The 26,212-nt window shown below is 62.5% G+C and carries 22 protein-coding genes; 10 read left to right on the top strand and 12 right to left on the bottom strand.

The features are described 5' to 3' along the window. The first annotated feature begins 65 nt into the window (after positions 1 to 65). Both pyc and D5400_RS04670 read left to right on the top strand, forming a co-directional pair. Positions 66 to 3,530 (top strand): pyruvate carboxylase, encoded by a 3,465-nt coding sequence (gene pyc, locus D5400_RS04675; RefSeq protein ID WP_126008145.1) that lies wholly within the window; start codon positions 66 to 68, stop codon positions 3,528 to 3,530. Between the two features lie 111 nt (positions 3,531 to 3,641). After that, positions 3,642 to 4,823, top strand: coding sequence for an MFS transporter (locus D5400_RS04670; RefSeq protein ID WP_126008143.1), 1,182 nt, complete (start codon positions 3,642 to 3,644; stop codon positions 4,821 to 4,823). 27 nt (positions 4,824 to 4,850) lie between these two features. On the opposite strand, the gene pobA is transcribed toward D5400_RS04670, so the two are convergent. Continuing rightward, positions 4,851 to 6,023 carry a 4-hydroxybenzoate 3-monooxygenase gene (gene pobA / locus D5400_RS04665; protein WP_126012736.1) on the bottom strand — a complete coding sequence of 391 codons (1,173 nt, stop codon included), beginning with the start codon at positions 6,021 to 6,023 and terminating at the stop codon, positions 4,851 to 4,853. Positions 6,024 to 6,151: 128 nt separating this feature from the next. Between pobA and D5400_RS04660 the strand changes: the two genes are divergently transcribed. Continuing rightward, a complete protein-coding gene (locus D5400_RS04660) occupies positions 6,152 to 7,048 on the top strand; it encodes a helix-turn-helix domain-containing protein (protein ID WP_126008141.1) in 897 nt (298 codons plus the stop codon). Here D5400_RS04660 and D5400_RS04655 read toward each other — a convergent pair. The 4 genes from D5400_RS04655 to D5400_RS04640 form a co-directional block, all read right to left on the bottom strand. Further along, complete coding sequence (locus tag D5400_RS04655; protein ID WP_126008138.1) at positions 7,042 to 8,364, bottom strand: TRAP transporter large permease; 1,323 nt, start codon at positions 8,362 to 8,364, stop codon at positions 7,042 to 7,044. The two genes, D5400_RS04660 and D5400_RS04655, sit on opposite strands and share 7 nt — an antisense overlap. Then, on the bottom strand, positions 8,361 to 8,903 hold the full coding sequence (locus D5400_RS04650; protein WP_126008136.1) for a TRAP transporter small permease: 543 nt from the start codon (positions 8,901 to 8,903) through the stop codon (positions 8,361 to 8,363). Before D5400_RS04650 ends, D5400_RS04655 begins: the two co-directional genes overlap by 4 nt. A 157-nt stretch (positions 8,904 to 9,060) precedes the next feature. After that, positions 9,061 to 9,783: a beta-ketoacyl-ACP reductase gene (gene phbB / locus D5400_RS04645; RefSeq protein ID WP_126008134.1), complete on the bottom strand. Its 723-nt coding sequence runs from the start codon at positions 9,781 to 9,783 to the stop codon at positions 9,061 to 9,063. A gap of 83 nt (positions 9,784 to 9,866) precedes the next feature. Continuing rightward, entirely contained in the window at positions 9,867 to 11,051 is a 1,185-nt protein-coding gene (locus tag D5400_RS04640; protein WP_126008132.1) for an acetyl-CoA C-acetyltransferase, read from the bottom strand. A 282-nt stretch (positions 11,052 to 11,333) separates the two neighbouring features. Here D5400_RS04640 and phaR point away from each other — a divergent pair, with 282 nt between their 5' ends. Together phaR and D5400_RS04630 are read left to right on the top strand one after the other, a co-directional pair. Continuing rightward, a complete protein-coding gene (gene phaR / locus D5400_RS04635; RefSeq protein ID WP_126008129.1) occupies positions 11,334 to 11,930 on the top strand; it encodes a polyhydroxyalkanoate synthesis repressor PhaR in 597 nt (198 codons plus the stop codon). A 113-nt stretch (positions 11,931 to 12,043) separates the two neighbouring features. After that, positions 12,044 to 12,475: a GlcG/HbpS family heme-binding protein gene (locus D5400_RS04630; RefSeq protein WP_126008127.1), complete on the top strand. Its 432-nt coding sequence runs from the start codon at positions 12,044 to 12,046 to the stop codon at positions 12,473 to 12,475. Between the two features lie 34 nt (positions 12,476 to 12,509). Here the strand turns inward: D5400_RS04630 and D5400_RS04625 are convergent, their stop codons facing one another. The 4 genes from D5400_RS04625 to D5400_RS04610 all read right to left on the bottom strand — a co-directional run bounded on the left by D5400_RS04625 (position 12,510) and on the right by D5400_RS04610 (position 14,846). Next, positions 12,510 to 12,923: a hypothetical protein gene (locus D5400_RS04625; RefSeq protein WP_126008125.1), complete on the bottom strand. Its 414-nt coding sequence runs from the start codon at positions 12,921 to 12,923 to the stop codon at positions 12,510 to 12,512. Positions 12,924 to 13,092: 169 nt separating this feature from the next. Continuing rightward, the gene (gene rpmF / locus D5400_RS04620) at positions 13,093 to 13,278 is read right to left on the bottom strand and encodes a 50S ribosomal protein L32 (protein ID WP_126008123.1); all 186 of its coding nucleotides are present in this window, start codon (positions 13,276 to 13,278) and stop codon (positions 13,093 to 13,095) included. A 148-nt stretch (positions 13,279 to 13,426) separates the two neighbouring features. Next, positions 13,427 to 14,068 (bottom strand): glutathione S-transferase family protein, encoded by a 642-nt coding sequence (locus D5400_RS04615; protein ID WP_126008121.1) that lies wholly within the window; start codon positions 14,066 to 14,068, stop codon positions 13,427 to 13,429. Positions 14,069 to 14,138: 70 nt separating this feature from the next. Then, a complete protein-coding gene (locus tag D5400_RS04610) occupies positions 14,139 to 14,846 on the bottom strand; it encodes a biosynthetic peptidoglycan transglycosylase (protein ID WP_126008119.1) in 708 nt (235 codons plus the stop codon). A gap of 151 nt (positions 14,847 to 14,997) precedes the next feature. Between D5400_RS04610 and D5400_RS04605 the strand changes: the two genes are divergently transcribed. Together D5400_RS04605 and D5400_RS04600 are read left to right on the top strand one after the other, a co-directional pair. Beyond that, positions 14,998 to 15,918, top strand: a complete 921-nt coding sequence (locus D5400_RS04605; protein WP_126008117.1) for a polyprenyl synthetase family protein — start codon at positions 14,998 to 15,000, stop codon at positions 15,916 to 15,918. A 101-nt stretch (positions 15,919 to 16,019) separates the two neighbouring features. Next, complete coding sequence (locus D5400_RS04600; RefSeq protein WP_205665604.1) at positions 16,020 to 18,497, top strand: hybrid sensor histidine kinase/response regulator; 2,478 nt, start codon at positions 16,020 to 16,022, stop codon at positions 18,495 to 18,497. Positions 18,498 to 18,530: 33 nt separating this feature from the next. Here the strand turns inward: D5400_RS04600 and ispG are convergent, their stop codons facing one another. Further along, positions 18,531 to 19,793 carry a flavodoxin-dependent (E)-4-hydroxy-3-methylbut-2-enyl-diphosphate synthase gene (gene ispG / locus D5400_RS04595; RefSeq protein WP_126008115.1) on the bottom strand — a complete coding sequence of 421 codons (1,263 nt, stop codon included), beginning with the start codon at positions 19,791 to 19,793 and terminating at the stop codon, positions 18,531 to 18,533. A 171-nt stretch (positions 19,794 to 19,964) separates the two neighbouring features. On the opposite strand from ispG, the gene D5400_RS04590 reads away from it, so the two are divergent. The 3 genes from D5400_RS04590 to D5400_RS04580 all read left to right on the top strand — a co-directional run bounded on the left by D5400_RS04590 (position 19,965) and on the right by D5400_RS04580 (position 23,392). Next, the gene (locus D5400_RS04590; protein ID WP_126008112.1) at positions 19,965 to 20,426 is read left to right on the top strand and encodes a (2Fe-2S)-binding protein; all 462 of its coding nucleotides are present in this window, start codon (positions 19,965 to 19,967) and stop codon (positions 20,424 to 20,426) included. Positions 20,427 to 20,430: 4 nt separating this feature from the next. After that, positions 20,431 to 22,707 (top strand): xanthine dehydrogenase family protein molybdopterin-binding subunit, encoded by a 2,277-nt coding sequence (locus tag D5400_RS04585; protein ID WP_126008110.1) that lies wholly within the window; start codon positions 20,431 to 20,433, stop codon positions 22,705 to 22,707. Between the two features lie 91 nt (positions 22,708 to 22,798). After that, positions 22,799 to 23,392 (top strand): histidine phosphatase family protein, encoded by a 594-nt coding sequence (locus tag D5400_RS04580; protein ID WP_126008108.1) that lies wholly within the window; start codon positions 22,799 to 22,801, stop codon positions 23,390 to 23,392. A 75-nt stretch (positions 23,393 to 23,467) separates the two neighbouring features. On the opposite strand, the gene D5400_RS04575 is transcribed toward D5400_RS04580, so the two are convergent. Continuing rightward, on the bottom strand, positions 23,468 to 24,925 hold the full coding sequence (locus D5400_RS04575; protein WP_126008106.1) for an NAD-dependent succinate-semialdehyde dehydrogenase: 1,458 nt from the start codon (positions 24,923 to 24,925) through the stop codon (positions 23,468 to 23,470). A gap of 102 nt (positions 24,926 to 25,027) precedes the next feature. Further along, positions 25,028 to 26,212 carry a vWA domain-containing protein gene (locus D5400_RS04570; protein WP_126008104.1) on the bottom strand — a complete coding sequence of 395 codons (1,185 nt, stop codon included), beginning with the start codon at positions 26,210 to 26,212 and terminating at the stop codon, positions 25,028 to 25,030.

The following is a 26,212-nucleotide window of genomic DNA, read 5'->3' as shown; positions in this document are numbered from 1 at the left end:
ATTCTGCGCTAGACATTCCAAAGTGAGGACCGGCACGGGCCTGTGCCGTAAAGGAGTGTTGCGCTGTGCCGATTTCGAAGATTCTCGTCGCCAACCGTTCCGAAATCGCCATCCGCGTCTTCCGCGCCGCCAACGAGCTCGGCATCAAGACTGTCGCCATCTGGGCGGAAGAGGACAAGCTCGCCCTTCACCGCTTCAAGGCCGATGAGAGCTACCAGGTCGGGCGCGGTCCGCATCTGGAGCGTGATCTCGGACCCATCGAGAGCTATCTGTCGATCGACGAGGTAATCCGCGTCGCAAAGCTCTCAGGCGCCGATGCAATCCACCCGGGCTACGGCCTGCTGTCCGAAAGCCCGGAATTCGCCGACGCCTGCGCCGAGCACGGCATCATCTTCATCGGCCCGAGCCCCGATACGATGCGTCGCCTGGGCAACAAGGTTGCCGCCCGCAATCTCGCCATCGAGGTCGGGGTCCCGGTTGTGCCGGCCACCGAGCCTTTGCCGGACGACATGGACGAAGTGGCCAGAATGGCGGACGCCATTGGCTACCCGCTCATGCTGAAGGCATCCTGGGGTGGTGGCGGCCGCGGCATGCGCGTTATCCGCCAGGCCTCAGATCTTGCGCGTGAGGTGACGGAAGGCAAGCGCGAGGCGAAAGCGGCCTTCGGCAAGGACGAGGTCTATCTCGAAAAGCTCGTCGAGCGCGCCCGCCACGTGGAAAGCCAGATCCTCGGCGACACCCATGGCATAGTGGTCGATCTTTTCGAGCGAGACTGCTCCATCCAGCGCCGCAACCAGAAGGTGGTCGAGCGCGCGCCCGCGCCTTATCTCTCCGCCGAGAAGCGAGCCGAAATTGCGGGATACTCCCGCAAGATCGCGGAAGCCACGTGTTATGTCGGCGCTGGCACCGTCGAATTCCTGATGGATGCCGATACCGAGGAATTCTATTTCATCGAGGTCAATCCGCGCATTCAGGTGGAGCATACGGTCACCGAGGAAGTGACCGGCATCGACATCGTCAAGGCGCAGATCCGCATCCTCGAAGGCAAGAAGATCGGCACGCCGGAATCAGGCGTCCCGCGCCAGGAAGACATCAAGCTCAACGGCCACGCCCTGCAGTGCCGCATCACGACCGAGGATCCGGAACAGAACTTCATTCCCGATTATGGCCGCATCACCGCCTATCGCGGCGCGACCGGCTTCGGCATCCGCCTCGATGGCGGCACAGCGTATTCGGGCGCCGTCATCACGCGCTTCTACGATCCGCTTCTGGAGAAAGTCACCGCCTGGGCGCCGACGGCGGAAGAAGCGATCCTGCGCATGGACCGTGCTCTGCGCGAATTCCGTATCCGCGGCATCGCCACCAACCTCACATTCCTCGAAGCGATCATCGGCCACCCGAAATTCCGCGACAACAGCTACACGACCCGTTTCATCGATGAGACGCCCGAATTGTTTGCACAGGTCGGGCGCCAGGACCGCGCCACCAAGCTTCTGACCTACCTTGCCGACGTGACCGTCAACGGCCACCCCGAAGTGAAGGGTCGTCCGGTGCCGGCGGAAGCGGCAGCGCCGCGCATTCCCCATGTGGGCAAGAAGGAAATCCCCGACGGGACCAAGCAGCGGCTCGACACACTCGGCCCGGAAAAATTCGCCGAATGGATGCGCGGTGAGACCCGCGTACTCTTGACCGACACGACCATGCGCGATGGCCATCAGTCGCTTCTGGCAACCCGGATGCGCACCTACGACATCGCGCGCATCTCCGACACCTACGCCCGCGCGCTCCCCGAGCTCTTCTCGCTCGAATGCTGGGGCGGCGCGACATTTGACGTGTCCATGCGCTTCCTGACGGAAGACCCCTGGGAGCGCCTCGATCTCGTGCGCAAGGGCGCGCCAAACATCCTGCTGCAGATGCTGCTGCGCGGCGCCAACGGCGTCGGCTACAAGAATTACCCCGACAACGTCGTGCGCCATTTCGTCGAACAAGCGGCAAGGGGCGGGATCGACGTTTTCCGTGTCTTCGACTGCCTGAACTGGGTCGACAACATGCGCGTCGCGATGGATGCGGTGCGCGAGACAGGGCGGCTTTGCGAAGCAGCGATCTGCTACACCGGCAACATTCTCGATCCGGAGCGCGCCAAATACGATCTCGCCTATTACACCAACCTCGCAAAGGACCTTGAGGCCGCCGGCGCCAACATCATCGCGCTGAAGGACATGGCGGGGCTCCTGAAGCCTGCCGCCACTCGCGTGCTCTTCAAGGCGCTGCGTGACACGACCGATCTGCCGATCCACTTCCACACACACGACACGTCGGGCATCGCGGGCGCCACGGTGCTTGCAGCCGTCGATGCCGGCGTGGATGTCATCGATGCGGCGATGGATGCACTGTCCGGCAACACCTCGCAGCCCTGCCTCGGCTCGATCGTGGAAGCCTTGCGCAACACCGAGCGCGATCCCGGTCTCGACCCGGAATGGATCCGCCGGATTTCCTTCTACTGGGAAGCCGTGCGCAACCAGTATGCGGCTTTTGAAAGCGACCTGCGCGGGCCTGCCTCGGAGGTGTACCTGCACGAAATGCCGGGCGGCCAGTTCACCAACCTCAAGGAACAGGCCCGCTCGCTCGGGCTTGAGACCCGCTGGCACGAAGTCGCCCAGGCCTATGCGGACGCCAACCGCATGTTCGGCGATATCGTGAAGGTGACGCCGTCCTCCAAGGTGGTCGGCGACATGGCGCTGATGATGGTTTCGCAGGATCTGTCCGTCGCTGATGTGGAGAACCCGGCAAAGGACATCTCCTTCCCGGACTCCGTCGTATCGATGATGCGCGGCGATCTCGGGCAGCCGCCGTCAGGCTGGCCTGCGGCCCTGCAGAAGAAAATCCTGAAGGACGAGAAGCCGTTCACCGAACGCCCCGGCGCGCTTCTGGAGCCCGCCGATCTCGCCGCTGAACGCAAGTCGATCGAAGAGACGCTGGAACGTGAGGTCGACGAGTTCGAATTCGCCTCGTACCTCATGTATCCCAAGGTCTTCACGGATTTTGCACTTGCCGCAGAAACCTACGGCCCGGTCAGCGTGTTGCCGACGCCGGCCTATTTCTACGGCCTCGATGTCGGCGAAGAACTGTTCGTCGATCTCGAAAAAGGCAAGACGCTCGTCGTGCGCAACCAGGCGATCGGCGAGACCAACGACAAGGGCATGATCACCGTCTTCTTCGAGCTCAATGGCCAGCCTCGCCGCGTGAAAGTGCCCGACCGCGCCCACGGAGCAGGCGGCAGCGGCGTCAAACGCAAGGCGGAAGCCGGCAACGACCACCACATCGGCGCGCCGATGCCGGGCGTCGTTTCGACCATCGCTGTCTCCGCCGGCCAGAAGGTGGCTTCCGGCGACGTGATCCTCTCCATTGAGGCCATGAAGATGGAGACGGCAATCCACGCCGACCGCGATGGTGTCATCGGCGAAGTGCTGGTGAAAGCCGGCGACCAGATCGACGCCAAGGATCTTCTCGCAACCTACACACCGGAATGATCTGCCATCAATCGTGAAGTGGGGGCGTGCGAAAACGCGCGCCTTCCCCATTTTCAACGCGATCAAATCGATTTAATGGAACCCGCAGAGCTCCGGCCCGGGATATGTGACATGCACGGCACGACAGGACACTCAAGCGCCGCGACCGGCTTTTTTCCAAGCCAGCGCGCGGCCATCTCCGCTCTCTTCTTCGCCAATGGGTTCATTGTCGGAAGCTGGGCCCCGAAGATCCCGGATTTTGCCGGACGCCTGGGCCTGAGCGAAAGCCAGCTCGGCCTAATGATCCTCGTTTTCGGCCTCGGTTCGCTCGTGATGATGCCAGTCGGCGGCGCCATGGTTGCGCGTCTCGGATCCGCATTCGTCACGCGCATCACCGCGATCGCCTGCATCCCGGCCCTGCTTCTTCTGACGCTGGCGCCAACGGTTCCCGCAGCCGTCGTCGTCATCTTCTTCTTTGGCGGCCTCCTCGGCGCAATGGACGTTGCGATGAACGCAAACGCCGTTCATGTCGAAAAGTCCATGCGGCGCGCGATTATGTCGTCCTGCCATGGCTTCTGGAGCCTGGGCGGTCTCGTCGGCGCAGCGCTCGGTGGCGTGTTGATCGCAGCGGTTGGCACGATGAACCACGTCATCATCGTCACGCTCGTGCTTGCAGCCGTCGTCTTTATCGCACTGCGCTTCGTCAGCGGCGATGCCCAGCCGGAAACTGCGGAAAAGCAGCCGCTCCGCCTGCCGAAAAGCGTGCTGCCCTACCTCATCGGCATCATGGCACTCTTCTCCATGACCCCCGAAGGCGCAATTCTCGATTGGGGCGCACTCTATCTGCGCCAGGAACTCGACGCGACGCTGGCTCTCTCCGGCATGGCGTTCGGCGCCTTCTCGGCAGCCATGGCCGTCATGCGATTTGCAGGCGATCCGATCCGTGACCGGCTTGGCGCAGTGCTGACGCTGCGGATCTGCACGATGTTCGCCATTGTGGGCATGCTCGTCGCCGGTCAGGCACCCAATGCGACGGTCGCCATCATCGGCTTCGCCATTGCCGGCATCGGCATTTCCAACATGGTGCCGATCGCCTTCTCGGCTGCCGGCAACTTGCCGGGCTTCGCGCAGGGCATCGCGCTGTCGGTCGTCACCTTCATGGGCTATTCGGGCATCCTGGTGGCGCCGTCCGTCATCGGCTTCATCGCCGAGCACACGGGCTTTGCCGCCGTCTTCACCGCCCTGCCGATCCTGTTCATCGTCGTGCTGGCGCTGTCATCGCTCGCCCGCCACGGAGACATGCAGAAGGACTGACGCGGACGCTGGCCCGGTCGGCCCGGATCAATAAGGCAAGCCGACATAGTTCTCCGCAAGCGAGGCGGAGGCAGCTTGCGAATGCACGAGATAGTCGAGCTCGGCCTCCTGAATGCGCTGGCCGAACGGACCCGTATCGTCGAAGCGGTGCATCATCGTCGTCATCCACCAGGAGAACCGTACGGCCTTCCAGACGCGGGCGAGCGCCCGGGTCGAATAGGCATCGAGCGCGGCTTCTGATTTTTCCAGATAGTGCTCGCGCAGCCCCTCCATCACGTAGTGCACGTCCGACACGGCGAGGTTCAGGCCCTTTGCCCCCGTCGGCGGAACGATGTGCGCGGCATCGCCGACCAGGAACAGTCGCCCGAAGCGCATCGGCTCGGCGACGAAGGAGCGCAGCGGCGCGATCGATTTCTCGAATGAAGGCCCCGTCGTCAGCCCATCCGCAACCTCCTGCGGCAGCCGGCGGCGCAGTTCGTCCCAGAAGCGCTCGTCCGACCAGTCTTCCACCTTGTCGTCGAGCGAACACTGCACGTAGTAGCGGCTGCGCGTCAGCGATCGCATGGAGCAGAGCGCGAAGCCGCGCGGATGGTTCGCATAGATCAGCTCGTGGCTGACCGGCTTCACATCGGCCAGGATGCCGAGCCAGCCGAACGGATAGACCTTCTCGAAAAGCTTGATCGCATTCTCCGGTACCGCCTTGCGGCTTGGCCCGTGATAGCCATCGCACCCGATGATGAAGTCGCAGTCGATCCGATGCGTCACGCCGTCCGTGCGGTAGGTGACATAGGGTTTCTCGCCATCGAAATCATGCGGCTGCACGTCCTCGGCGTTATAGATCGAGGTCGCGCCATCTCGCGCGCGCTGGTCGAGAAGATCGTGCGTCACCTCGGTCTGGCCGTAGACCATGACCTTTTTGCCGCCGGTCAGGCTCTCGAGATCGATGCGGTGGCGCCGCCCGTCGAAGGTGAGGTCGAAGCCCGAATGCGGCAAGCCTTCGCGGCGCATGCGCTCGGCAACGCCCGCTTCCTCCAGCATCCGCACCGTGCCCTCTTCCAGGACACCGGCACGCACGCGTTCGAGGATGTAGGCCGCGTCGACCCGGTCGAGGATGATGCTGTCGATGCCCGCCTGGGTGAGCAGCCGGCCGAGCAGCAGCCCTGAAGGCCCCGAGCCGATAATCGCGACCTGCGTGCGGATGACGGACACCGAGTGCTCCTCCCATTCGATCTGTACCTCGCTGCAAAATGTCTTTTGCGCCTCTCGCGGCAAATGGACGGAGCTGGCATTGATGTGGACTTTTCCGCCATCTCGATCCAAGTAGGCCCATGCGCATCATCCCGACCTATGATCTCTATGGCGAGAGCCGATCGGACCAATCCTCCGGTGCACCGGAGTTTCTGTTGCATTGCGAGGATATCTACGAGCGCTCGCGCATGCATGGCTGGGAGATCAAGCCGCACCGTCACCGCAGCTACTTTCAAATTCTGCACATTCGATCCGGTACTGCTGAACTCAGCGACGGACACTCGCATCACCGGCTGGCACTGCCATGCCTCGTCATGGTGCCGGTCGGCACTGTGCACGGCTTTCGCTTCTCGAACGACGTCGAAGGCTTCGTGCTCACCATCGCCGCATCACGGCTAGCGACATTGCTCGCCGTGGATCTCTTGCCGGCATTGAGCACCCCGTCCGTTCAGGTCGAGGCGCTGGATGACGGCTCGCCCGCGCATGCGGCCGTCCACGCCATGCTTTTGGAAATCCAGGCGGAATACGCGGCTCGGCGGCCGGGCTATGCTGCGCTCATCGAAAGTCTTCTCACCGCATCGCTGATCCGCACCATACGGCAGCGCACGATGGATACAGACGCCCCGGAACAGCGCGACAAGGATCGCTTGCGGCTGGATCGGCTGACGCAGCTGGTCGAGCGCCACTATCGCGAACATCGCCCGGTCGGCTTCTACGCCCGTGAGCTTGGCCTTTCGCCGACACATCTGAACCGTATTTTGAAAAGTGCCGAAAATCGCACTGTGCAGCGGCTGCTGGCAGACCGGCTGATCGACGACGCCAAGCGAAGCCTCATCTTTAGCGTTCAGCCGATCAAGACAATCGCTCTGGGGCTAGGCTTCACCGACACGGCCTATTTCACCCGCTTTTTCCAGCGCGAAACGGGACTTCAGCCAACCGCCTATCGGCTGAAGAACCAGGACCGGCAGCCTCAGTAGAGAAGTCGCACCAAAGCGAGCGTGATCCCTGGGAAGATCACGAGAATCGCCGTGCGGATGATGTCCGAGGCGACGAAGGGCATGACTGCGGCGTAGGTCGCCGAAATGCGTGTTTCCTTGGACATCGAGTTGATGACGAAGAGGTTCATTCCCACGGGAGGCGTGATCAGCCCCACCTCCACGACGATCAGGATGAGGATGCCGAACCACAGCGCGAATTCCTCAGCCGTGAGGCCGAAATCCAGCACCGAAACGATCGGGAAGAAGATCGGCACGGTCAAAAGTATCATGGAGAGCGAATCCATGAAGCAGCCCATAACGAGGTAAAGAACGAGGATGATCGTCAGCACCATCCAGGGACTGAACCCCTGTTCGGTCACGAAGGCGGCCATCGTCTGCGGCAGTTGCGAAAGCGCGAGGAAACTGTTGAAGACCGCGGCACCCAGCACGATGAAGAAGATCATGCCTGTGGCGCCGGCAGTCGAGACGATCGCCTCTTTCAGCGTCGTCCAGTTGAGACCGCGATTGACAAGGGCGATCACGCCGGTGCCGAACGCGCCCACGGCTGCGGCCTCCGTTGGTGTGAAGACGCCGGTATAGATGCCGCCGATCACCGCGATAAAGACGATGAGAACGGGCCAGATGCCGAGAAGCGCACGGAATCGCTCCGAATACGGTGCGCGCTCGCGTTTGCCCACCGCCTCGGGCTTCACCCGCGCATAGATGGCGATCACGATGATATAGCCGATCGCAGCGAGGATGCCGGGAATGAACGCAGCAGCAAAGAGCTTCGCAATGTTCTGCTCGGTCAGGATGGCATAGATCACCAGGATGACCGATGGCGGAATGAGAATGCCGAGCGTCCCGCCTGCGGCAAGCGTTGCGGTGGAGATACCGCCCGCATAGCCGTAGCGCTTGAGCTCCGGCAGCGCGACCTTGCCCATGGTGGCAGCAGTCGCCAGCGACGATCCACAGATGGCCCCGAAGCCGGCGCAGGCGCCGATGGCAGCCATAGCGACACCACCCTTGCGGTGGCCGAGCCACGTTTCCGCCGCCCGGAAGAGGGCCTGTGACATGCCGCCAAGCGCCGCGAACTGCCCCATGAGCAGAAACAGCGGAATGATCGACAGCGAGTAGGAGGAGAACGTGCCGTAGGTCAGGTTCTTCAGCTGCGCCATGATCATCAGGAACGAGCCGTTGATCGCAAAGCTGCCGCCGATCCCGACGAGCAGCATCGCGAGGCCGATCGGAATTCTGAGGAAGATCAGGACCAGCAGGACCGGGAACGACCAGAGGCCGATTTCGAAATTCGTCACGCGATCGGACCTTGAGACTGCGAAATAGCGGAAGGCGCATCATCAGGCCGCACAAGCGCCCTTATGCTGGCGATGAGGCAATAGGCGGCAACGATGACAAAGCCGATGGCGCCAACGAGCCCTAGCGCATAGGCCCACCATACGGGATAGCGCAGGATGAAGGATGTCTCGCCATAGGCGAGCTTGTCGAGCGTACCGAGCCAATGCTGATAGGTGAGGACACCGGCGACGAGCAGCATCAACGCATCGACCACGACGTCGATGACGCGATTGAGGACCGGAGGGAAACGCATCGTCAGAATTTCGACGGAGGCATGCTCGCGGTTGAGCTGACACCAGGCGAGGAAGCTGAACACCGCAAAGCCGGTGGCCGCTTCGACAAGCTCGAAGTCGCCCGGGACCGGCCGGAGACCAACGGAAACCAACGCCCGACCTGAAATCGAGACGATGGTCATCAAGGTTATGAAAATCAGGGCCAGTCCGCCGGCGATCGCAAGCGTCAGCGCCAGATATCGCACGGCTTTCTCAAGCGTCGCCATCCTGTGCAGATCCTCCTACCGTCACCATCCGCCCTGGTGTCTGCGGCCCTATCTATTGCGACGCAACGAGAAAGGGCAAGTCCGGCAATGTGCCAGACTTGCCCGTTTCGGATGGATTATTTCACCACGGAGGTCGAAAATTGGCTGCAGAGCCCGATCAGACGAAGAACTGACCGCCATTGGCGGAAATGGTGGAGCCGTTGAGGAAACCGGCCTCGTCCGATGCCAGGAAGACGACGCAGCGCGCGATCTCCTCAGGCTCGCCGAGCCGTCCGGCCGGGATCTGGGCGATGATCGATTCGCGCACCTTTTCCGGCACGGCCATGACCATTTCGGTGGCGATATAGCCGGGGCAGATGGCGTTGACGGTGATGCCGGCGCGCGCGCCCTCCTGCGCAAGGGCCTTGGTGAAGCCGAGATCGCCGGCCTTCGCTGCGGAATAATTCGCCTGGCCCATCTGGCCCTTCTGGCCGTTGATCGACGAGATGTTGATCACGCGGCCGAACTTGCGGTCGCGCATGCCCGTCCAAACTGGATGGGTCATGTTGAACAGGCCGGTCAGGTTGGTGTTGATCACCTCGTTCCACATGTCAGGCGTCATCTTGTGGAACATGGCATCACGGGTGATGCCGGCATTGTTGACGAGCACGTCGATTGGGCCCACTTCGGCCTCGACCTTGGCGATGCCTTCCTTGCACGCGTCGTAGCTCGATACGTCCCACTTGAAGACGGCGATGCCAGTCTCTTCCTTGAAGGCCGCAGCCTTCTCGTCATTGCCGGCATAGGTCGCGGCGACCGTATAGCCGGCATCCTTCAATGCCTTGGAAATCGCCGCGCCGATTCCGCGCGAACCACCCGTCACCAATGCTACTCGTGCCATTCTCTGCCATCCTCCCGATGCACTGAAGATTCATGGGAGCCGGGGGCTCTTTCGGCCCCCTCGCTCAAATCAAACTTGCGGTATCAAAGGCGCTCGAGGCACATGGCGACACCCATGCCGCCGCCGATGCAGAGCGTGGCGAGGCCCTTCTTGGCGTCGCGCCGTGCCATCTCGAACAGCAGCGTGTTGAGGATGCGTGCGCCCGATGCGCCGACCGGGTGACCGATGGCGATCGCACCGCCATTGACGTTGACGATCTCCGGGTTCCAGCCAAGATCCTTGTTGACCGCGCAGGCCTGGGCCGCGAACGCCTCGTTGGCTTCCACGAGATCGAGATCGTCGATCTTCCAGCCGGCACGCTCCAGTGCCTTGCGGGAAGCAGGGATCGGGCCGGTGCCCATGATCTGTGGATCGACGCCGGCTGTGGCCCAGGAAACGATCCGCGCCATCGGCGTGATGCCGCGCCGGGACGCCTCGGCTTCGCTCATCAACACCGCAGCGGCGGCGCCATCATTGATGCCGGACGCGTTGCCGGCCGTGACCGTGCCTTCCTTGTCGAAAGCCGGCTTCAATTTCTGCATTCCTTCCAGCGTGGCGCCGGCGCGGATATACTCGTCCTGATCAACGACGGTATCGCCCTTGCGGCCCTTGACGGTGAACGGCACGATCTCGTCCTTGAAGCGGCCGGCCTGCTGCGCAGCTTCCGCCTTGTTCTGCGACGCGACGGCAAAGGCATCCTGATCGTCACGCGAAAGCTGCCACTGCCGGGCGACGTTCTCGGCCGTATTGCCCATATGGTAGCCGTAGAAGGCATCCATCAGGCCGTCCTTGATCATGGTATCGACCATCTTGAAGTCGCCCATCTTCACGCCGCCACGCAAATGCGCGCAGTGCGGTGCCATCGACATGGATTCCTGCCCGCCGGCAACGATGATGTCGGCATCGCCGGTGGCGATCTGCTGCATGCCGATCGCAACCGCGCGCAAGCCGGAGCCGCACAGCTGGTTGAGGCCCCAGGCAGTCGCTTCCTGCGGAATGCCGGCGCCCATGGCGGCCTGGCGTGCCGGGTTCTGGCCCTGCCCCGCCGTCAAGATCTGGCCGAGGATGACCTCGTTCACTTCCTTCGGATCGACGCCCGCGCGCTCCAGTGCGCCCTTGATGGCAACCGCGCCCAGTTCATGGGCAGGCACCGAGGCGAATGAACCATTGAAAGAGCCGACTGCCGTTCGCGCGGCGCTGGCGATGACGATCGATTGTGCGGAAGCCATGATGATGAAAATCCCGTTTTGCGAGTGCTTTTCTTAACCGCACAGCCAACCTGGCTGCCGCAGCGTCCTTTGCCAGAGAAACTGACCGACCTCCCGCCTCAAGTCAAATGCGTCTTGGCCTCTCTCGGCCAGCATCGGAGAGCGAGACGCACACCGTGCTGCGGTGCAGCAGAAGAAGGTTCGCCGCATCGCACAAAGCATTTGTCAACGGCGCGGCATATCGCCTACAGTTTGCATCCAGCAGTATGGCTGCCGGTTCGATTTTGGTTGTAAGGGGAGAGCATGGCCAAAAAAGACGGTGACATCATCATCAAGAAATATGCGAACCGGCGTCTCTACAACACCGGCACAAGCACCTATGTCACGCTCGATGATCTCGCGGTCATGGTGAAGAATGGCGAGGATTTCATCGTCCAAGACGCCAAATCCGGCGACGACATCACCCATTCAGTCCTCACGCAAATCATCTTCGAGCAGGAATCAAAGACCGGGAACACCTTGCTTCCCGTTTCTTTCCTGCGCCAGCTCATCGGGTTTTACGGCGATCAGATGCAGATGGTCGTGCCGACCTATCTCGAGCAGACCATGCAGGCCTTCACGTCGCAGCAGGGCCAGATGCGCGAGCAGATGACGAAGGCGTTCGGCGACAATCCGATGGCGCGCAACATGCAGATCCCCATGCAGATGGCCGAGGAGCAGGTTCGCCGCAACACCGAGATCTTCCAGCAGGCGATGCGCATGTTCTCGCCCTTCAACGCCACGGCGAAGGAAGCGAGCGCGGAAGGCGAACGCAAGAAGACCGGCGACAATCGCGACCTCAACGAGCTCAAGGATCAGCTGCGCGCCCTTCAGGAGAAGCTCGACCGCATGGGCGAGTGAGCCGCTTTAGCGCTTCATGGAACAACTGTTTCGCCTGCGGGAGGCTTGGCATTCCCAAGTGCTATGGCATCCACTGAGGCGAACCCAATTGAAATGAAAGTGAACACTTACCGATGACCGACCTACCGCTGGCCAAGGCCAATCGCATCATCACCGGCGCGCTCGCACAGGCCAAGGAAATGGGTCTAAAACCGCTCGGCGTCGTGGTTCTGGATGCGGGCGGCCATGTGAAGGCGTTTCAGCGCCAGGACGGCGCGTCTATGCTGCGTTTCGAGATGGGTGCCGGCAAGGCCTATGGCGCGCTGTCGGTCGGCTCAGGCTCGCGCTGGCTGCATGACCAGGCCGCCACCCGGCCGCACTTCCTGACGGGCATGGTCGGTATTTCCAACGGCAAGATCCTGCCGGTGCCTGGTGGCGTGCTGATCAAAGACAAGAAAGGCACCATCCTCGGCGCAGTCGGCATTTCCGGCGATACCGCTGACAACGACGAGACGGTAGCCGTTGCCGGCATCGAGGCCGCTGGCCTCATCGCCCAGAAGGACTAGCGCGCCAAGATCGCCTCTTCGGCCGCTGGTCCGTCTAGCGGCCGAGACCGATCGACACGTCGCGTGATGCGCTGCGCAGCGCGACGGTGAAGCCGGCCGCCACGTCAACAAAGGCAATCGCGGTCAGGATGAAGAACACATCCGTCGCAGCGCTCTGAAACAGCAGAAATTCGATCAGGAAAACGAGGAAGACGACCAGCGACAAGAGGTGGTCGACGATCTGAAACGGCCCGGTGCGCGTTGCCTTGACGATTTCGGCAAACAGCATCACCAGCGCGATGACGATGATCAGATCGCCGAAGCTGAGCGTCCAGACCGCACCCGATACCATCTGCAGGCTCGTCACCTCGCTGGCCAGCCATTCCGGCCCTCCAAAGCCGACGATACCGAACATCGCGATGTTGTAGAGGACAAACGGAACGATCATCAGGGGGAATGCAGTCAGCACGGCGGTCTCCGTCCAAGTCTATCGGCAGGCGATCCTGCGCCTTGGCAGCGGATTCGTCACCTCATGATGAGCGCGATACACGTATACGCAACAGAAAAAGGCCGGCGCAAGCCAGCCTTTCGCAAAACCTGATCGAAACGGCGGTCCTTTGTGACCGCCGGACAAGCGCTTATGCGCTTTCCTTCGGCGTCAGGACCTGGCGACCGCGATACATGCCGGTCTTGAGGTCGACGTGGTGTGGGCGGCGCAGTTCGCCGGAATTCTTGTCCTCGACATAGGTCGGGGCCTTGATAGCATCTGCCGAACGACGCATGCCGCGCTTGGACGGCGTCGTTTTTCTTTTAGGTACAGCCATGGTTCACTCCATTCGCGGGCGACAAGAAACGCCTGATTGCTCGACTGATCGTCGAAGACAGACGTTGCCGAATTCGGAAATTTGGCGGGTTCATACAGTGTCGGCAGGCGTTTGACCAGCGGCCACGGCATTTTTTTGACGAAACGCCTCAGTGTTCTTCTTCTGCCACCACCCACGGCTCTTGGCGGCTCGCATCCGCCCACTCCTGGTAGGGAGGCAGCGCCTTCATCCGCTCCATGTAGGCCAGAATTTCGGCATCCTCGGTCAATGCATACACGTCGAAGCGGTTGACCACCGGCGCGAACATCGCGTCTGCCGCAGAAAATTCGCCGTAAAGAAACGGCCCCCCGGATTGCGCCAGCGCCGAAGTCCAAATCTCAGTGATACGCGCGACATCCGCTTGCGCCGCAGCGCTCACGGGAATGGCGCGCCGCGGACGCCGCATGTTCATCGGGCATTCGCTGCGCAGCGCCTGGAAACCCGCATGCATTTCCGAGGAAATTGCCCGTGCCCGGGCGCGAGCTGACATGTCCGCAGGCCAGAGCGCCGGGTGCGTTTCCGCCAGATATTCGAGGATCGCCAATGTTTCCCAGATGACGAGGTCGCCGTCACGCAACACAGGCACCTTCCCTGTCGGAGAGAACGCCAGAAACGCTGGGTTGGAGCCGCCGTCGCTGAATGGAACCAGTTCTTCGTCGAACTCGATCCCAGCCATGCGCATCGCAAGCCATGGGCGAAACGACCAGGATGAATAGGTCTTGTTGGCGATGAACAGGGTGAGGCGGGACATGGGAGCTCTCCGACGATTGGTGGCGAACCTATAGCGTTGAGGTTCGGTCGCACCAGTCAGATCGCGTCATCTATCCATAAAGACAGGTGATGTAGGCGCCGGATTGCCGGGCGCGCCCCTCGATGTTGCCGGCCAGCCGCCGCAATCCATCGCCCGGAGAACCGGCATTGCGCTGGTGGGGATTGGGCAGAGATACGGCCAAGAGCGCGGATTGGCTGGCGTTCAGATTGGCGGCCGACACGCCGAAATGGTGCTGTGCCGCCGCCTCGATGCCATAAACCCCCGGCGCCCATTCGGCGATGTTGAGATAGATTTCCATCATTCGCTGCTTCGGCCAAATGTAATCCGAAGCCATGGCGAGCGGCACTTCGAGCGCCTTGCGCACGAAGGAACGCCCCGGCCACAGGAAGAGGTTTTTCGCCGTCTGCATTGGGATCGTGCTCGCGCCGCGGGTCGATTCCCCTTCCAGCGCGCCGTCGATCACCGAGTTGAGCGCCTCCCAGTCGATGCCGTCATGGGCGCAGAACTGGCCGTCTTCCGACATCATCACCGATTGGACGAGCACCGGCGCCACATCTTCGAAAGGCACCCAAGTGCGCTCGACGCCCTGGCCCGTGACGAGGCCATAGGCCATCAGCGTCGACCAGGGTCGAACGATCTCGATGCGGTAAAGCAGGATCAGGAGATAGGGCAGGATGAGAAGGAAGACGCCAAGGAGGAACAGCCGCCCGATCCAGCGGCCAATGCCCGCCCGTTTGCGGCGGCCGCGTGGTTTCATTTCAAAATTCTCACCGAAATGCCGGTGTCGCTGCGACAAGGCCGCCTATCCTTCTGCCGTCTCGATTTCTCCATAGCTTCGCAGCCGGAGCATTGCCACTGCTTTCAGGAAATCGTTGCCGATGAGGCCCGGCCCATGCCAAGAGGGCGCCATGGATCTGCCCTTCGATTTCGAAAGCCAACTGGCCGCCCGCGCAACGCTCGTCGAGCGACGACTGGCCGATCGACTGGACGGCACACCGCGTCCGGGAGAGATCGTGCTGCCACCGCGCATCCTCTCGGCCATGCGCTATGCACTGCTCGGTGGTGGAAAGCGCATCCGGCCGTTCCTCCTCATGGAAGCAGCCGCTCTTTTCATGCCCGATGCCGACACCGAGGCGGCTGCGCTGGACGTGGCGGCGGCGCTCGAGTGCATCCACACCTATTCGCTCGTGCATGACGACTTGCCCGCCATGGACGACGATGCGCTGCGGCGCGGACGACCCACGCTTCATATCGCCTATGACGAAGCGACAGCGATTCTCGCCGGCGATGCACTGCTGACGCTGGCCTTCGACATGGTCACGGACCCCTCGACCAGCCTTGCGCCCGAACGCCGGGTGGCGCTTGTCAGCGCGCTTTCCCGAGCCGCCGGCTTCGGCGGCATGGTCGGCGGACAGATGATCGATCTCGCATCAGAGAACAGACACCTTTCGGAAGAAGAGATCGTCACGCTCCAGGCCATGAAGACCGGTGCGTTGCTGCGCTTCGCCTGCGAGGCCGGCGCCATCGTGTGCGGAGCCACGCCGGACGACCGCGAACGGCTGTCGCGGTTCGGGGAAGCGATCGGGCTTGCCTTCCAGCTCGCCGACGATCTTCTCGACCTGACGGCCGACGAAGCCGTCATGGGCAAGGCAACGGGCAAGGACGCCGATCGGGGCAAGGCGACGCTCGTCAGCCTGCATGGGGCAGAATGGGCACATACCCAGCTCCGGGGTCTTGTCGACGCGGCAGTGGAACTGCTGGAACCCTTCGGCGACCGCGCCGAGCCGCTGCGCCAGGCGGCCGGTTTCATCGCCAACCGCCGGAACTGAGACCGCCGCCTTCCGGCTTGCCAACGGTTAACGCACGCTTTCTTAACCCTGACCGACGATGTTTGCTGCGGGGCAACAACGGGCTGGGCACAAAGACATCAATGGCGAAGATCAGTTCGATCGGCATCTTCGGAAGCAACCGCTGGGCCTGGAGCCTGCGGTGCTGCTACGTCCTCTCACTGGTGCTGATCGGCGTCATCTGCTTCTATTTCTTTCTGCAGCAGCGCGAGCAGGTGATCGACATCAACCGCATCGGCGCGCTCGGCGAACAATTTGCCCAGCTCGATGTGGAGATGGCAGATCTTGCCACCTATTCTGAGACCGTCGCGCAGCGCTTTCCGTCCGAACGCCCCCGCCTGTCACCCGCGCTTCGGGCCATGACGCTTGCCGAGCGACGCGAACGACTGGCCGCACAGCCGGTCGATCCCGATGTCCAGCCGGTGAAGGCTGCGTTGCGCTTTCGGCTCGATAAGGCCGAGGCTGAAATGCGCGGCCTGGAAGCCTATTGGAGTGCTGCGCCAGCCACCCTGCAGACGCGGATCATCAACGCATCACCCTATATGTCGGCCCGCGACCCGTTTCAGCACTACCGGCTGATGCTGGATCGCGTGCGGGTGGAGAGCGCCCGTTCGAAATTCGACATGCACTGGACCGCGCGCGAAATTTTCTCGCTCTACGACAACAATGTCTCCGTCACCAATCTGAAGGCGCAGATCGAAGTCCGCTCCTATCTCGAGCGATTGTCGCGTCATCAGGGCAATACGCTGCAGCAATTCCTGTTGATCACCATCGCGGCGCTGCTGGCTCTGCTGTTCCTCGTCTTCATCCCGATGGATTTTGCCGTGCAGCGCATCGTCAAGCGGCTTTCGGCGAAGCAGAAGGAAACCGATCGCGCCATGGTCCAGGCGCTTGCCGCAGACCGCGCGAAGTCGGAGTTTCTCGCCAATATGAGCCACGAAATTCGCACGCCGATGAACGGCGTTCTCGGGATGGCGGAGCTTCTGGCTAAGACGGACCTCACGGCGAAGCAACGCACCTTCACCGATGTCATCGTCAAATCCGGCAACGCATTGCTGACGATCATCAACGACATTCTGGATTTCTCGAAAATCGACGCGAACCAGATCGAGCTCGACCCTGCGCCCTTCAGCCTGGCCGAAACGGTCGAAGACGTGGCGACGCTGGTTTCCGGCCGCGTTTCCGAAAAAGACCTCGAATTGATCGTGCGGGTGCAGCCCGATCTTCCGGCCATGCTTGTCGGCGATGTCGGCCGTCTGCGTCAGGTGCTGACCAACCTCGTCGGCAATGCTGTCAAGTTCACCGAAGCGGGCCATGTCCTCGTCGACGTCTCCGGCACGGTGGGTGAAGGCAATGTCAAAATCGCCTTCACGATCGAAGATACGGGCATCGGCATCCCAGCCGACAAGCTCGACACGATCTTCGACAAGTTCAGTCAAGTCGACGCATCCTCGACGCGCCGGCACGAAGGCACGGGCCTAGGCCTCGCGATCGCGCGCCGCCTTATCAACCTCATGGGCGGCGACATTGCGGTGGCGTCCACCTACGGCCGTGGATCGAGCTTCTCCTTTGCCATCGAGTTACCGATCCACGAAGCGGAGGGCGCCAAGCCGCAGCGCATCCTGCCCACGGACCTGAGCGGCGCGGGCGTTTTGATCATTGAGGACAACGCGATCAACCGGGACATCCTGATCGAGCAGTTCCAGAGCTGGCATTTCGACTGCGTGGCGGTCGAAAGCGGCCCGGCCGGTATCGCGTTCCTGCAGGAGGCCCGATCGCTCGGTGCCAAGGTCGACCTGATCGTGCTTGACTATCAGATGCCTGAGATGAATGGTGGCGATGTCGCCCGCCACCTGCGGGGCGACACGCATTTGGCCGATATTCCTATCCTCGTGCTCTCGTCTGTGGACCAGCACACGCAGATGCGTTTCGTGCGCGAACTCGGCATCGAGGCGCATCTGAACAAGCCGACCCGCTCCTCGCTGCTGCTCGAAACGGCGACCAGCGTCATCCAGGCCGCGCGCAGCGGCGTTGCCAGGCCAACGCCCGTGGTGTGCTTGAGACAGACACAAGTCGAGCCCAAGATACCGGCACCGAAACCCGTGCAACAAGCTTCGCAGTCCATGCCGGAGACGCGGCAGAAAGCCCCGCGTAACAACACGGACCAAATCGACATTCTCGTCGCCGAAGACAACGAGGTGAACCAGATCGTCTTCACGCAGGCGCTGCAGGAATTGCCCTACGCCTTCAAGATCGTGGGCAACGGCCGCCTGGCGCTGATGCAGTGGGAAGCGTTGCGTCCCTCGCTGATCCTGATGGATGTATCCATGCCGGAAATGAACGGCCACGAGGCGACCGCAGCGATCCGCCGACGCGAATTGCAGCTGGGCCTGTCGCGCACGCCGATCGTCGGCATCACGGCGCATGCGCTGAAAGGCGACCGGGAGAAGTGCCTGGAAGTTGGCATGGACGACTACATGTCGAAGCCGATTTCACCGGACATGCTGGCCGCCAAGGTCAATCACTGGCTCGCAGAGCTGAGCGAACTGCGGCGCGCCTGATCAGCCGCTCTCGACTAAGCCGAGATAACGTGCTCAGGCTGAACGACCGAAGCGCTGCTCGATATAATCTGCGACCAACGCCTGGAAATCCTGGGCAATGTTCGGACCGCGCAGCGTCTTGGCCTTCTTGCCGTCGATGAAGACCGGCGCAGCGGGGCTTTCGCCCGTTCCCGGCAAGGAGATGCCGATATCGGCGTGCTTGGACTCACCCGGGCCGTTGACGATGCACCCCATGACCGCGACTTGCAGGTTCTCGACCCCCGGATAACGGTCCCGCCAGACCGGCATGTTGCGTCTGAGATCGCCCTCGATCGTCTGGGCAAGCTCCTGGAACACGGTCGATGTCGTCCGCCCGCAGCCCGGGCATGCGGCGACTACAGGCAGGAACTGGCGGAAGCCCATGGTCTGCAGCAGTTCCTGCGCGACGATTACCTCGCGGGTGCGATCGCCATTCGGCTCCGGCGTCAGCGAAATGCGGATCGTGTCGCCCACACCCTGCTGAAGCACGATGCCCATGGCAGCCGACGAGGCGACGATACCCTTGGACCCCATGCCCGCTTCCGTCAGTCCGAGATGCAGCGCATGGTTCGTGCGCAGCGCAAGCTCGAGATTGACGGCGATCAGATCCTGCACCTGGCTGACCTTTGCCGACAGGATGATGCGGTTGCGCGGCAGGCCGATTTCCTCGGCGAGCTCCGCCGACAGAAGCGCCGACTGGATGATCGCCTCGCGCGTCACTTCGCGCGCCGTCATGGGCGAGCCCTTGGCCTGGTTCTCGTCCATCAGGCGCGTCAGCAGTTCCTGATCGAGCGAGCCCCAGTTCACACCGATGCGCACCGGCTTGTCGTAACGGATCGCCTGCTCGATGATCTGCGTGAATTGCCGGTCGCGCTTGTCCTTGAAACCGACATTGCCGGGATTGATGCGATACTTGGCGAGCGCCGCGGCGCAATCGGGATGATCGGCGAGAAGCGTGTGGCCGATATAATGGAAGTCGCCGACGAGCGGCACGTCGATGCCGAGGCGATCGAGACGCTCGCGAATGCGCGGCACGGCGGCAGCACTTTCCGGCCGGTCGACCGTGATTCGAACGATCTCCGATCCCGCGCGGTTCAGCGCGGCGACTTGGGCGACCGTTGCGTCGATATCGGCCGTATCGGTGTTCGTCATGGACTGGACAACCACCGGCGCGCCGCCACCGACGATGACGCCGCCGACATCCACCGCGATCGAAGCGCGCCGGGAGAGTGGGGCCGTCAGGTAGGATTGAGCCGAATTCGGGCTGCGATCGAGCATGGCGCGTCCTTCAAACGATGGACCGATAGGCGAGCCCACCGGCTGGCTTCAGGTGATATAGCACCGCTTCATTGTCAACGTCACTTCGCGCTGGAAAGCCGCACTTGCCTTGTGAACGTCACGACCCGACGTTACCTGTGACAAGGCTTCAAGCCGCGACGGAGAACTCCCATGGAATTGACGGTCAACGGCCAACGCCATTCGCTCGACATCGAAAGCGACATGCCGCTGCTCTGGGTGCTGCGCGATGAACTGGGCATGATGGGCCCGAAATTCGGCTGCGGCATCGGCGCCTGCGGCGCCTGTACGGTGCTGATCGATGGCGTGCCGGAACGGTCCTGCGCCCTGCCTGTGCAATATGTCGAAGGCGCAGTCACGACCATCGACGGGCTTTCGGGTGACGGCGTCCTGACGGCCGTGCAGGAAGCCTGGATCGCAGAGCAGGTCGCCCAATGCGGCTATTGCCAGGCCGGGCAGATCATGTCGGCCACAGCGCTGCTCGCGTCCAATCCCGCGCCGAGTGATGCGGACATCGACGAAGCGATGTCCGGCAACCTCTGCCGCTGCGGCACCTATCCGCGCATCCGGACCGCCATCAAGCGAGCGGCATCCACACAGTCGGCGCGGAGCTGAGCCCATGGCATCGGTCGGCAAAATTGCACGGCGCACTTTCCTCATCGGCACGGCCGCGATCGCCGGCGGGCTCGCGGTGGGCGCATACGCCTACCGGCGCCCGCCCGACAATCCGCTGGCGGCGCGCGCCGATGACGGAGAAGCCGTCTTCAATCCCTATCTGACCATCGCACCGGATGAGACGATCACCATCTTCGTGCCACGCGCGGAAATGGGCCAGGGCGTCAGCACCACACTTGCGGCGCTGGTGGCCGAAGAACTCGACGTCTCGCTGGAGAGTGTCGTGGTCGAGCATGGGCCGGCGTCCGAGGCCTATGCCAATATCGCGATGCTGGAAGACGGCCTGCCATTCCCGACCTATGACGAGTCGACGATCGCGACCATCGCCCGCTCCGGCGTCGGGATTGCCGGCAAGTTCCTGGCGCTCCACGTGACGGGCGGCTCGTCATCCACCGTCGATGCGTTCGAGAAGATGCGCCAAGGCGGTGCCACCGCGCGTGAGGCTTTGAAACAGGCTGCAGCGACCCGCTGGGGCGTCCAGCCGGCGGATCTCGAGACGAATGCCGGATCGGTGCGCAATCCCTCCACTGGCGAAACCTTGTCCTACGGCACACTCGCCGCTGAAGCGGCTGAGGCACCTGTCTCGCGCGACATCCCGCTGCGCGGGCCTGAGGACTGGAAATTGCTCGGCAAGTCGCAGCCGCGCACCGATATGCGCGCCAAGGTCATCGGCGCGCCGATTTTTGGCGTCGATGTCGCCCAGCCCGACATGCTTCACGCCACGGTGCGCATCAATCCTCATTTCGGCGGCGGCGTGCTCGCGCTCGACACCGAGGCTGCCCGGCAGATCCGCGGCGTCCATTCTATTATCGAGATCGATCACCGACTCGGACGCGGTTTCGCAGTGATTGCCGACAACACCTGGCGCGCCTTCATGGCGGCCGATGCCGTTGCGGTGGAATGGGAAAAGCCGAACTCGACCCTGGATGATGCGGCTGTCAGCGAACTTCTGGCGGCGGCCGTCGGCGCCGGATCACGCGATGTGATGCGCGACGATGGCGATACGGACATTGTGTTCGCCGACCATGCCCGCGACCGCATCGTCGAGGCGGAATACCATGTGCCCTATCTCGCCCATGCCGCTATGGAGCCCATGAATGCCACAGCGCGCTTTGCGGACGGCAAGCTCGACCTCTGGCTTCCGAACCAGGCGCCGAATCTCATTCAGGCCGTCGCAGCGGCGGCGCTGGACATCCCGACCGCCGACTGCACGGTCAACACGACCTCGCTCGGAGGGGGCTTCGGCCGCCGCGTCGAGCCGGATGTCGCCGTCTATGCGGCCCTGATTGCGCGCGAAACAGGCGGTCGGCCGGTCAAAGTGATCTGGACGCGCGAGGAAGACATCGCCCACGACTATTATCGCCCGGCCGCGACGGGACGGCTGCGCGCGGCACTCGGCGCCGATGGTCTGCCGGAGGCCCTGGACATCGTGGTGGCTGCCCCGCCGATCTTTTCGCCCATGGCATCACGCTTCTATCCGTCGATCAGCTTGCCGGGACCGGACAAGAGCATCGTCGACGGAGCCTTCAACCAGCCCTATGCCATCGCCAATTACCGCGTCGCCGGCGTCAAGGCCGATATCGGCGTGCCGGTGGGTATCTGGCGTTCGGTCGGCAATTCCATCAACGGCTTTTTCCATGAGTGCTTCATGGACGAACTGGCAGCCTCAAGCGGCATGGATCCGCTCGAATACCGCTTGAAGCTAATGGCGTCCTACCCGGTCGCGACCGCGCTTCTCGAGAAGGTCGCCGACATGTCCGATTGGCGATCGCAGCCGGCGGAAGGACGGGCGCGCGGCCTTGCCTTCACGCTGTCCTTCGGCACCTGGGTCGCCGAGGTGGTTGAAATCTCGCGCGATGATCGCGGCATCCGCGTGGAAAACGTCTGGTGCGCTGCAGATCCCGGCACGGTGCTGGATCCGGGGATCTTCGAAGCGCAGATGATGTCCGGCATCGTCTTCGGCCTCTCGGCCGCTCTCGGCCAGGAGATCACGCTCAGCGAAGGCCGCGTGCAGCAGAGCAACTTCCACGATTTCGATGCGCTGCGCATCGATCGCTGCCCGGCCATTCATGTCGAGATCCTGCAGAACGCCCCGCGCATGGGAGGCGCAGGCGAACCGAGCACACCACCCGTGGCCGCCGCACTGGGCAACGCCATCTTTGCGCTGACGGGTGAGCGCCTTCGACGCATGCCCTTCACACATGACGTGACATTCGTCTGAGAAGACAAGATGGCGCATTTCGGCGCATGCCGGCTCATACACGACATCAAGGGCTGACATCCCGGGGCGTTACACCTAGATATAGTTCAGGATGAAAAAGCTCAGAAACGTTATCGCCGGCTCCGCAGTAGCCATAGCCGTGGTCACCGGATCGGCAATCGCTCCCGGCCCGGCACTCGCCACTGAAGCGGCTTGGGTGCGCTTGTCCAACGGCGGCTACACGATCTTGCTCCAGCACGCGCAGACGCTTGGCGGAGACGCGTCCGAAGTCGATCCTCAGGATTGCGCGACGCAGGCAGTTTTGTCCGATAGGGGCCGCACCCAGGCACGGCGTCAAGGAACACGCTTTGCCGCACGCGCCGTGACGATCAACGGCATCTATAGCAGCGAGTACTGCCGCACCCAGGAGACCGCCGATCTCGCCTTCGGCTCATACAGCGTCGAGGTGCTCGAGGAACTGGATCCTCTGGGCCAGACCGAGATGAGCGAAGAAGAGCAGCTTGATGCCATCATCGCTCGCATCAACGGTTTCAGGGGCCCCGGCAACCAGCTTTTCATCACCCACAGCGGCGTTGTGCAGGCCCTGACGGGCACCACCCCGCGCGACGGCGAGGCAGTGATCGTCGGTCCGGTTCCCGAAGGGTCGGACAAGCCGGCCGTGGTAGGACGCATTCTTCTGAACTGACGCTTTCGGCCCTCAGATTTTGATCTTGCGCGCTTCCTGACGGTGAACCGGTGTCCACTTCACCTGGAGACGCTTTTAGAAGCCGAGACCGCCCAGGCAGACATATTTGCTCTCGAGATATTCCTCGATGCCCTGATGCCCGCCTTCCTTGCCGAGGCCTGACTGCTTGACCCCGCCGAAGGGTGCTTCCACGGCTGTGATGACCCCTTCATTCACGCCGACCAGGCCGTATTCCAGCCCTTCCATGACACGAAACGTGCGGCCGAGATCCTGCGTGTAGAAATAGGCGGCAAGGCCGAAGATCGTGTCGTTGGCCAAGGCGACCCCTTCTTCCTCCGTCTCGAACTTGTAGACGGGTGCGACGGGGCCGAAGATCTCTTCCTTGGTGAAGCGCATTTCCTTCGTCGCGCCTGAAATCACGGTCGGCTTGTAGAAATTGCCGCCGAGTTCATGGCGTTCGCCACCGGTCAGGATTTTGCCGCCCTTTTCCCTGGCGTCGGCAACGAACTTTTCGACCGTTTCAAGCTGGTCCTTGTCGATCAGCGGTCCTTGGGTGGTGCCGTCATCGAGACCGTTGCCTACCTTCAGCGCAGCCGCCTTCTCCGCCAGCTTCTCGACGAAGCGGTCATGGATGCCCGACTGGACGATGAAGCGATTAGTGCACACGCAGGTCTGGCCCGTGTTTCGGAACTTCGCTGCGATGGCCCCCTCAACGGCACGGTCGAGATCGGCATCGTCGAAGACGAGGAACGGCGCGTTGCCGCCAAGCTCCATCGACACCTTCTTCACCGTTTCCGCCGATTGCGCGAGCAGCTTGCGGCCGACTTCGGTCGAGCCGGTGAACGTGATCTTGCGCACCTTCTCGTTCGACGTCAGCTCGCCGCCGATGTCGCCCGAGCCGCCGGTGACCACGTTGATCACGCCTTTCGGGAAGCCGGCTTCTTCCGCAAGAACACCCCAGGCAATGCCCGAATAGGGCGTCGCGGTCGCCGGCTTAACGACGCTCGTGCAGCCCGTCGCCAGCGCCGGCCCGATCTTGCGGGCCAGCATCGAGGACGGGAAGTTCCACGGCGTGATGGCCGCAACGACGCCGACAGGCTGCTTGATGACCATCATGCGACGGTCCGCCCATGAAGATGGGATCGTGTCGCCATAGACCCGGCGCGCCTCTTCCGCGTACCAGAGGATGTAGCTGGCCGACATGCCGACCTCGCCCTTGGCCTCGGCCAGTGGCTTGCCCTGCTCCATGGTGAGCAGTTCGGCGAGCGCGTCCTGGTTGTCCATGATGGCATCGTGAAGCGCGCGCATCAGCTTGGCGCGTTCGGCAGCCGAGGTCTTGCGGTATTCGAGAAACGCCGTATGCGCAGCGTCGATGGCGCGGCGCGTTTCAGCCTTGCCCGATTTCGGCACCGAACCGATCCGCTGGCCTGTCGCCGGATTGACCACATCGATAGTTTCGCCGCTGTCGGCACCGACCCACGCGCCATCGATGAGATTGGCTTCTTTCAGATACTGGCTCGTGCGTGTCAGCATGACGCTCTCCCTGTCCGTTCTTAAGTGGATTTTCGGTGATGGCTGTTGTCCCTCAAACGGGGATAGCAGCAGGCACGTTCCGTCAAGCAAACGACTTTAGGCTCAGCGCGTCAATTCCCGCGTCGCGGCTTCAAGCCCGCCGAGCGTCAACGGAAACATTCGGTCGTTGACGATCTGCCGGATCAGCCCGATCGACTGGGTATAACCCCAATGCGCCTGCGGGGTGGGGTTTAACCATGCAGCCTTCGGGAAATGGGCAAGCACCCGCTCCAGCCAGACCTGCCCGGCTTCCTTGTTCCAGTGCTCGACCGACCCGCCCGGATAGACGATCTCGTAGGGGCTCATCGCCGCATCGCCGACGAAGATCACCCGATAGTCGGAACCATAGGTGCGGATCAGATCATAGGTGGGCAGCACGGCCTCGTGGCGCCGGCGGTTGTCCTTCCACACGCCCTCATAGAGGCAGTTGTGAAAATAGAAGTAATCCATATGGCGAAACTCGGCGCGCACCGCGGAAAAGAGCTCTTCCACGGTCTTGATGTGATCATCCATCGACCCGCCGACATCGAAGAACATCAAAAGCTTGATCGCATTGCGCCGTTCGGGCCGGGTGCGCACATCGAGATAGCCGTGTTCGGCGGTCGACTTGATGGTGCCACCGAGATCCAGCTCCTCGGCCGCGCCTGCCCGCACCCAGCGGCGCAGGCGCTTCAGCGCGATCTTGATGTTGCGCGTGCCGAGCTCCACCCGGTCGTCGAGATCGCGAAAATCGCGCTTGTCCCAAACCTTGACCGCGCGACGGTGCCGGCTGCCATCCTGCCCGATACGCACACCTTCGGGGTTGTAGCCATAGGCGCCAAAGGGTGAGGTGCCGGCCGTGCCGATCCATTTCGAGCCGCCCTGGTGACGGCCCTTCTGCTCTTCGAGCCGCTGCTTCAGCGTCTCCATCAGCTTTTCGAAACCGCCCAGCGCCTCGACGAGCTTCTTTTCGTCTTCGCTCAGATGTTTTTCGGCAAGCCGCCGCAGCCACTCCTCGGGCAAGGCAACGCTTGAAGGCCCCTCTTCGCCCGCAACTGCCTCGACCCCGCGAAACGCGTGGGCAAACACCCGGTCGAACCGATCGATGAACCGCTCGTCCTTCACCAGCGTCGCCCGGGCAAGGTAGTAGAAGCCCTCGACGTCATAGGTGACGAGCTCCGCCTCCAGCCCTTCGAGCAGCGCAAGATACTCGCGCAGCGAAACCGGCACACCCGCCGCTTTCAGTTCGAGGAAGAAGGGGAGGAACAT

The organism is Georhizobium profundi, assembly GCF_003952725.1.
Taxonomy (GTDB): Bacteria; Pseudomonadota; Alphaproteobacteria; order Rhizobiales; family Rhizobiaceae; genus Georhizobium; species Georhizobium profundi.
Note: the sequence above shows the minus strand (reverse complement) of the source record. Positions and strands in the feature narration are given on the sequence as shown.

Coding starts and splice junctions, on each gene's coding strand:
- D5400_RS04670 (WP_126008143.1), top strand. CDS start 3,642: ATGCACGGCACGACAGGACACTCAAGCGCCGCGACCGGCTTTTTTCCA.
- D5400_RS04660 (WP_126008141.1), top strand. CDS start 6,152: ATGCGCATCATCCCGACCTATGATCTCTATGGCGAGAGCCGATCGGAC.
- D5400_RS04650 (WP_126008136.1), bottom strand. CDS start 8,903: ATGGCGACGCTTGAGAAAGCCGTGCGATATCTGGCGCTGACGCTTGCG.
- phbB (WP_126008134.1), bottom strand. CDS start 9,783: ATGGCACGAGTAGCATTGGTGACGGGTGGTTCGCGCGGAATCGGCGCG.
- D5400_RS04640 (WP_126008132.1), bottom strand. CDS start 11,051: ATGGCTTCCGCACAATCGATCGTCATCGCCAGCGCCGCGCGAACGGCA.
- phaR (WP_126008129.1), top strand. CDS start 11,334: ATGGCCAAAAAAGACGGTGACATCATCATCAAGAAATATGCGAACCGG.
- D5400_RS04630 (WP_126008127.1), top strand. CDS start 12,044: ATGACCGACCTACCGCTGGCCAAGGCCAATCGCATCATCACCGGCGCG.
- rpmF (WP_126008123.1), bottom strand. CDS start 13,278: ATGGCTGTACCTAAAAGAAAAACGACGCCGTCCAAGCGCGGCATGCGT.
- D5400_RS04615 (WP_126008121.1), bottom strand. CDS start 14,068: ATGTCCCGCCTCACCCTGTTCATCGCCAACAAGACCTATTCATCCTGG.
- D5400_RS04610 (WP_126008119.1), bottom strand. CDS start 14,846: ATGAAACCACGCGGCCGCCGCAAACGGGCGGGCATTGGCCGCTGGATC.
- D5400_RS04605 (WP_126008117.1), top strand. CDS start 14,998: ATGGATCTGCCCTTCGATTTCGAAAGCCAACTGGCCGCCCGCGCAACG.
- D5400_RS04600 (WP_205665604.1), top strand. CDS start 16,020: ATGGCGAAGATCAGTTCGATCGGCATCTTCGGAAGCAACCGCTGGGCC.
- ispG (WP_126008115.1), bottom strand. CDS start 19,793: ATGCTCGATCGCAGCCCGAATTCGGCTCAATCCTACCTGACGGCCCCA.
- D5400_RS04590 (WP_126008112.1), top strand. CDS start 19,965: ATGGAATTGACGGTCAACGGCCAACGCCATTCGCTCGACATCGAAAGC.
- D5400_RS04585 (WP_126008110.1), top strand. CDS start 20,431: ATGGCATCGGTCGGCAAAATTGCACGGCGCACTTTCCTCATCGGCACG.
- D5400_RS04580 (WP_126008108.1), top strand. CDS start 22,799: ATGAAAAAGCTCAGAAACGTTATCGCCGGCTCCGCAGTAGCCATAGCC.
- D5400_RS04575 (WP_126008106.1), bottom strand. CDS start 24,925: ATGCTGACACGCACGAGCCAGTATCTGAAAGAAGCCAATCTCATCGAT.
- D5400_RS04570 (WP_126008104.1), bottom strand. CDS start 26,212: ATGTTCCTCCCCTTCTTCCTCGAACTGAAAGCGGCGGGTGTGCCGGTT.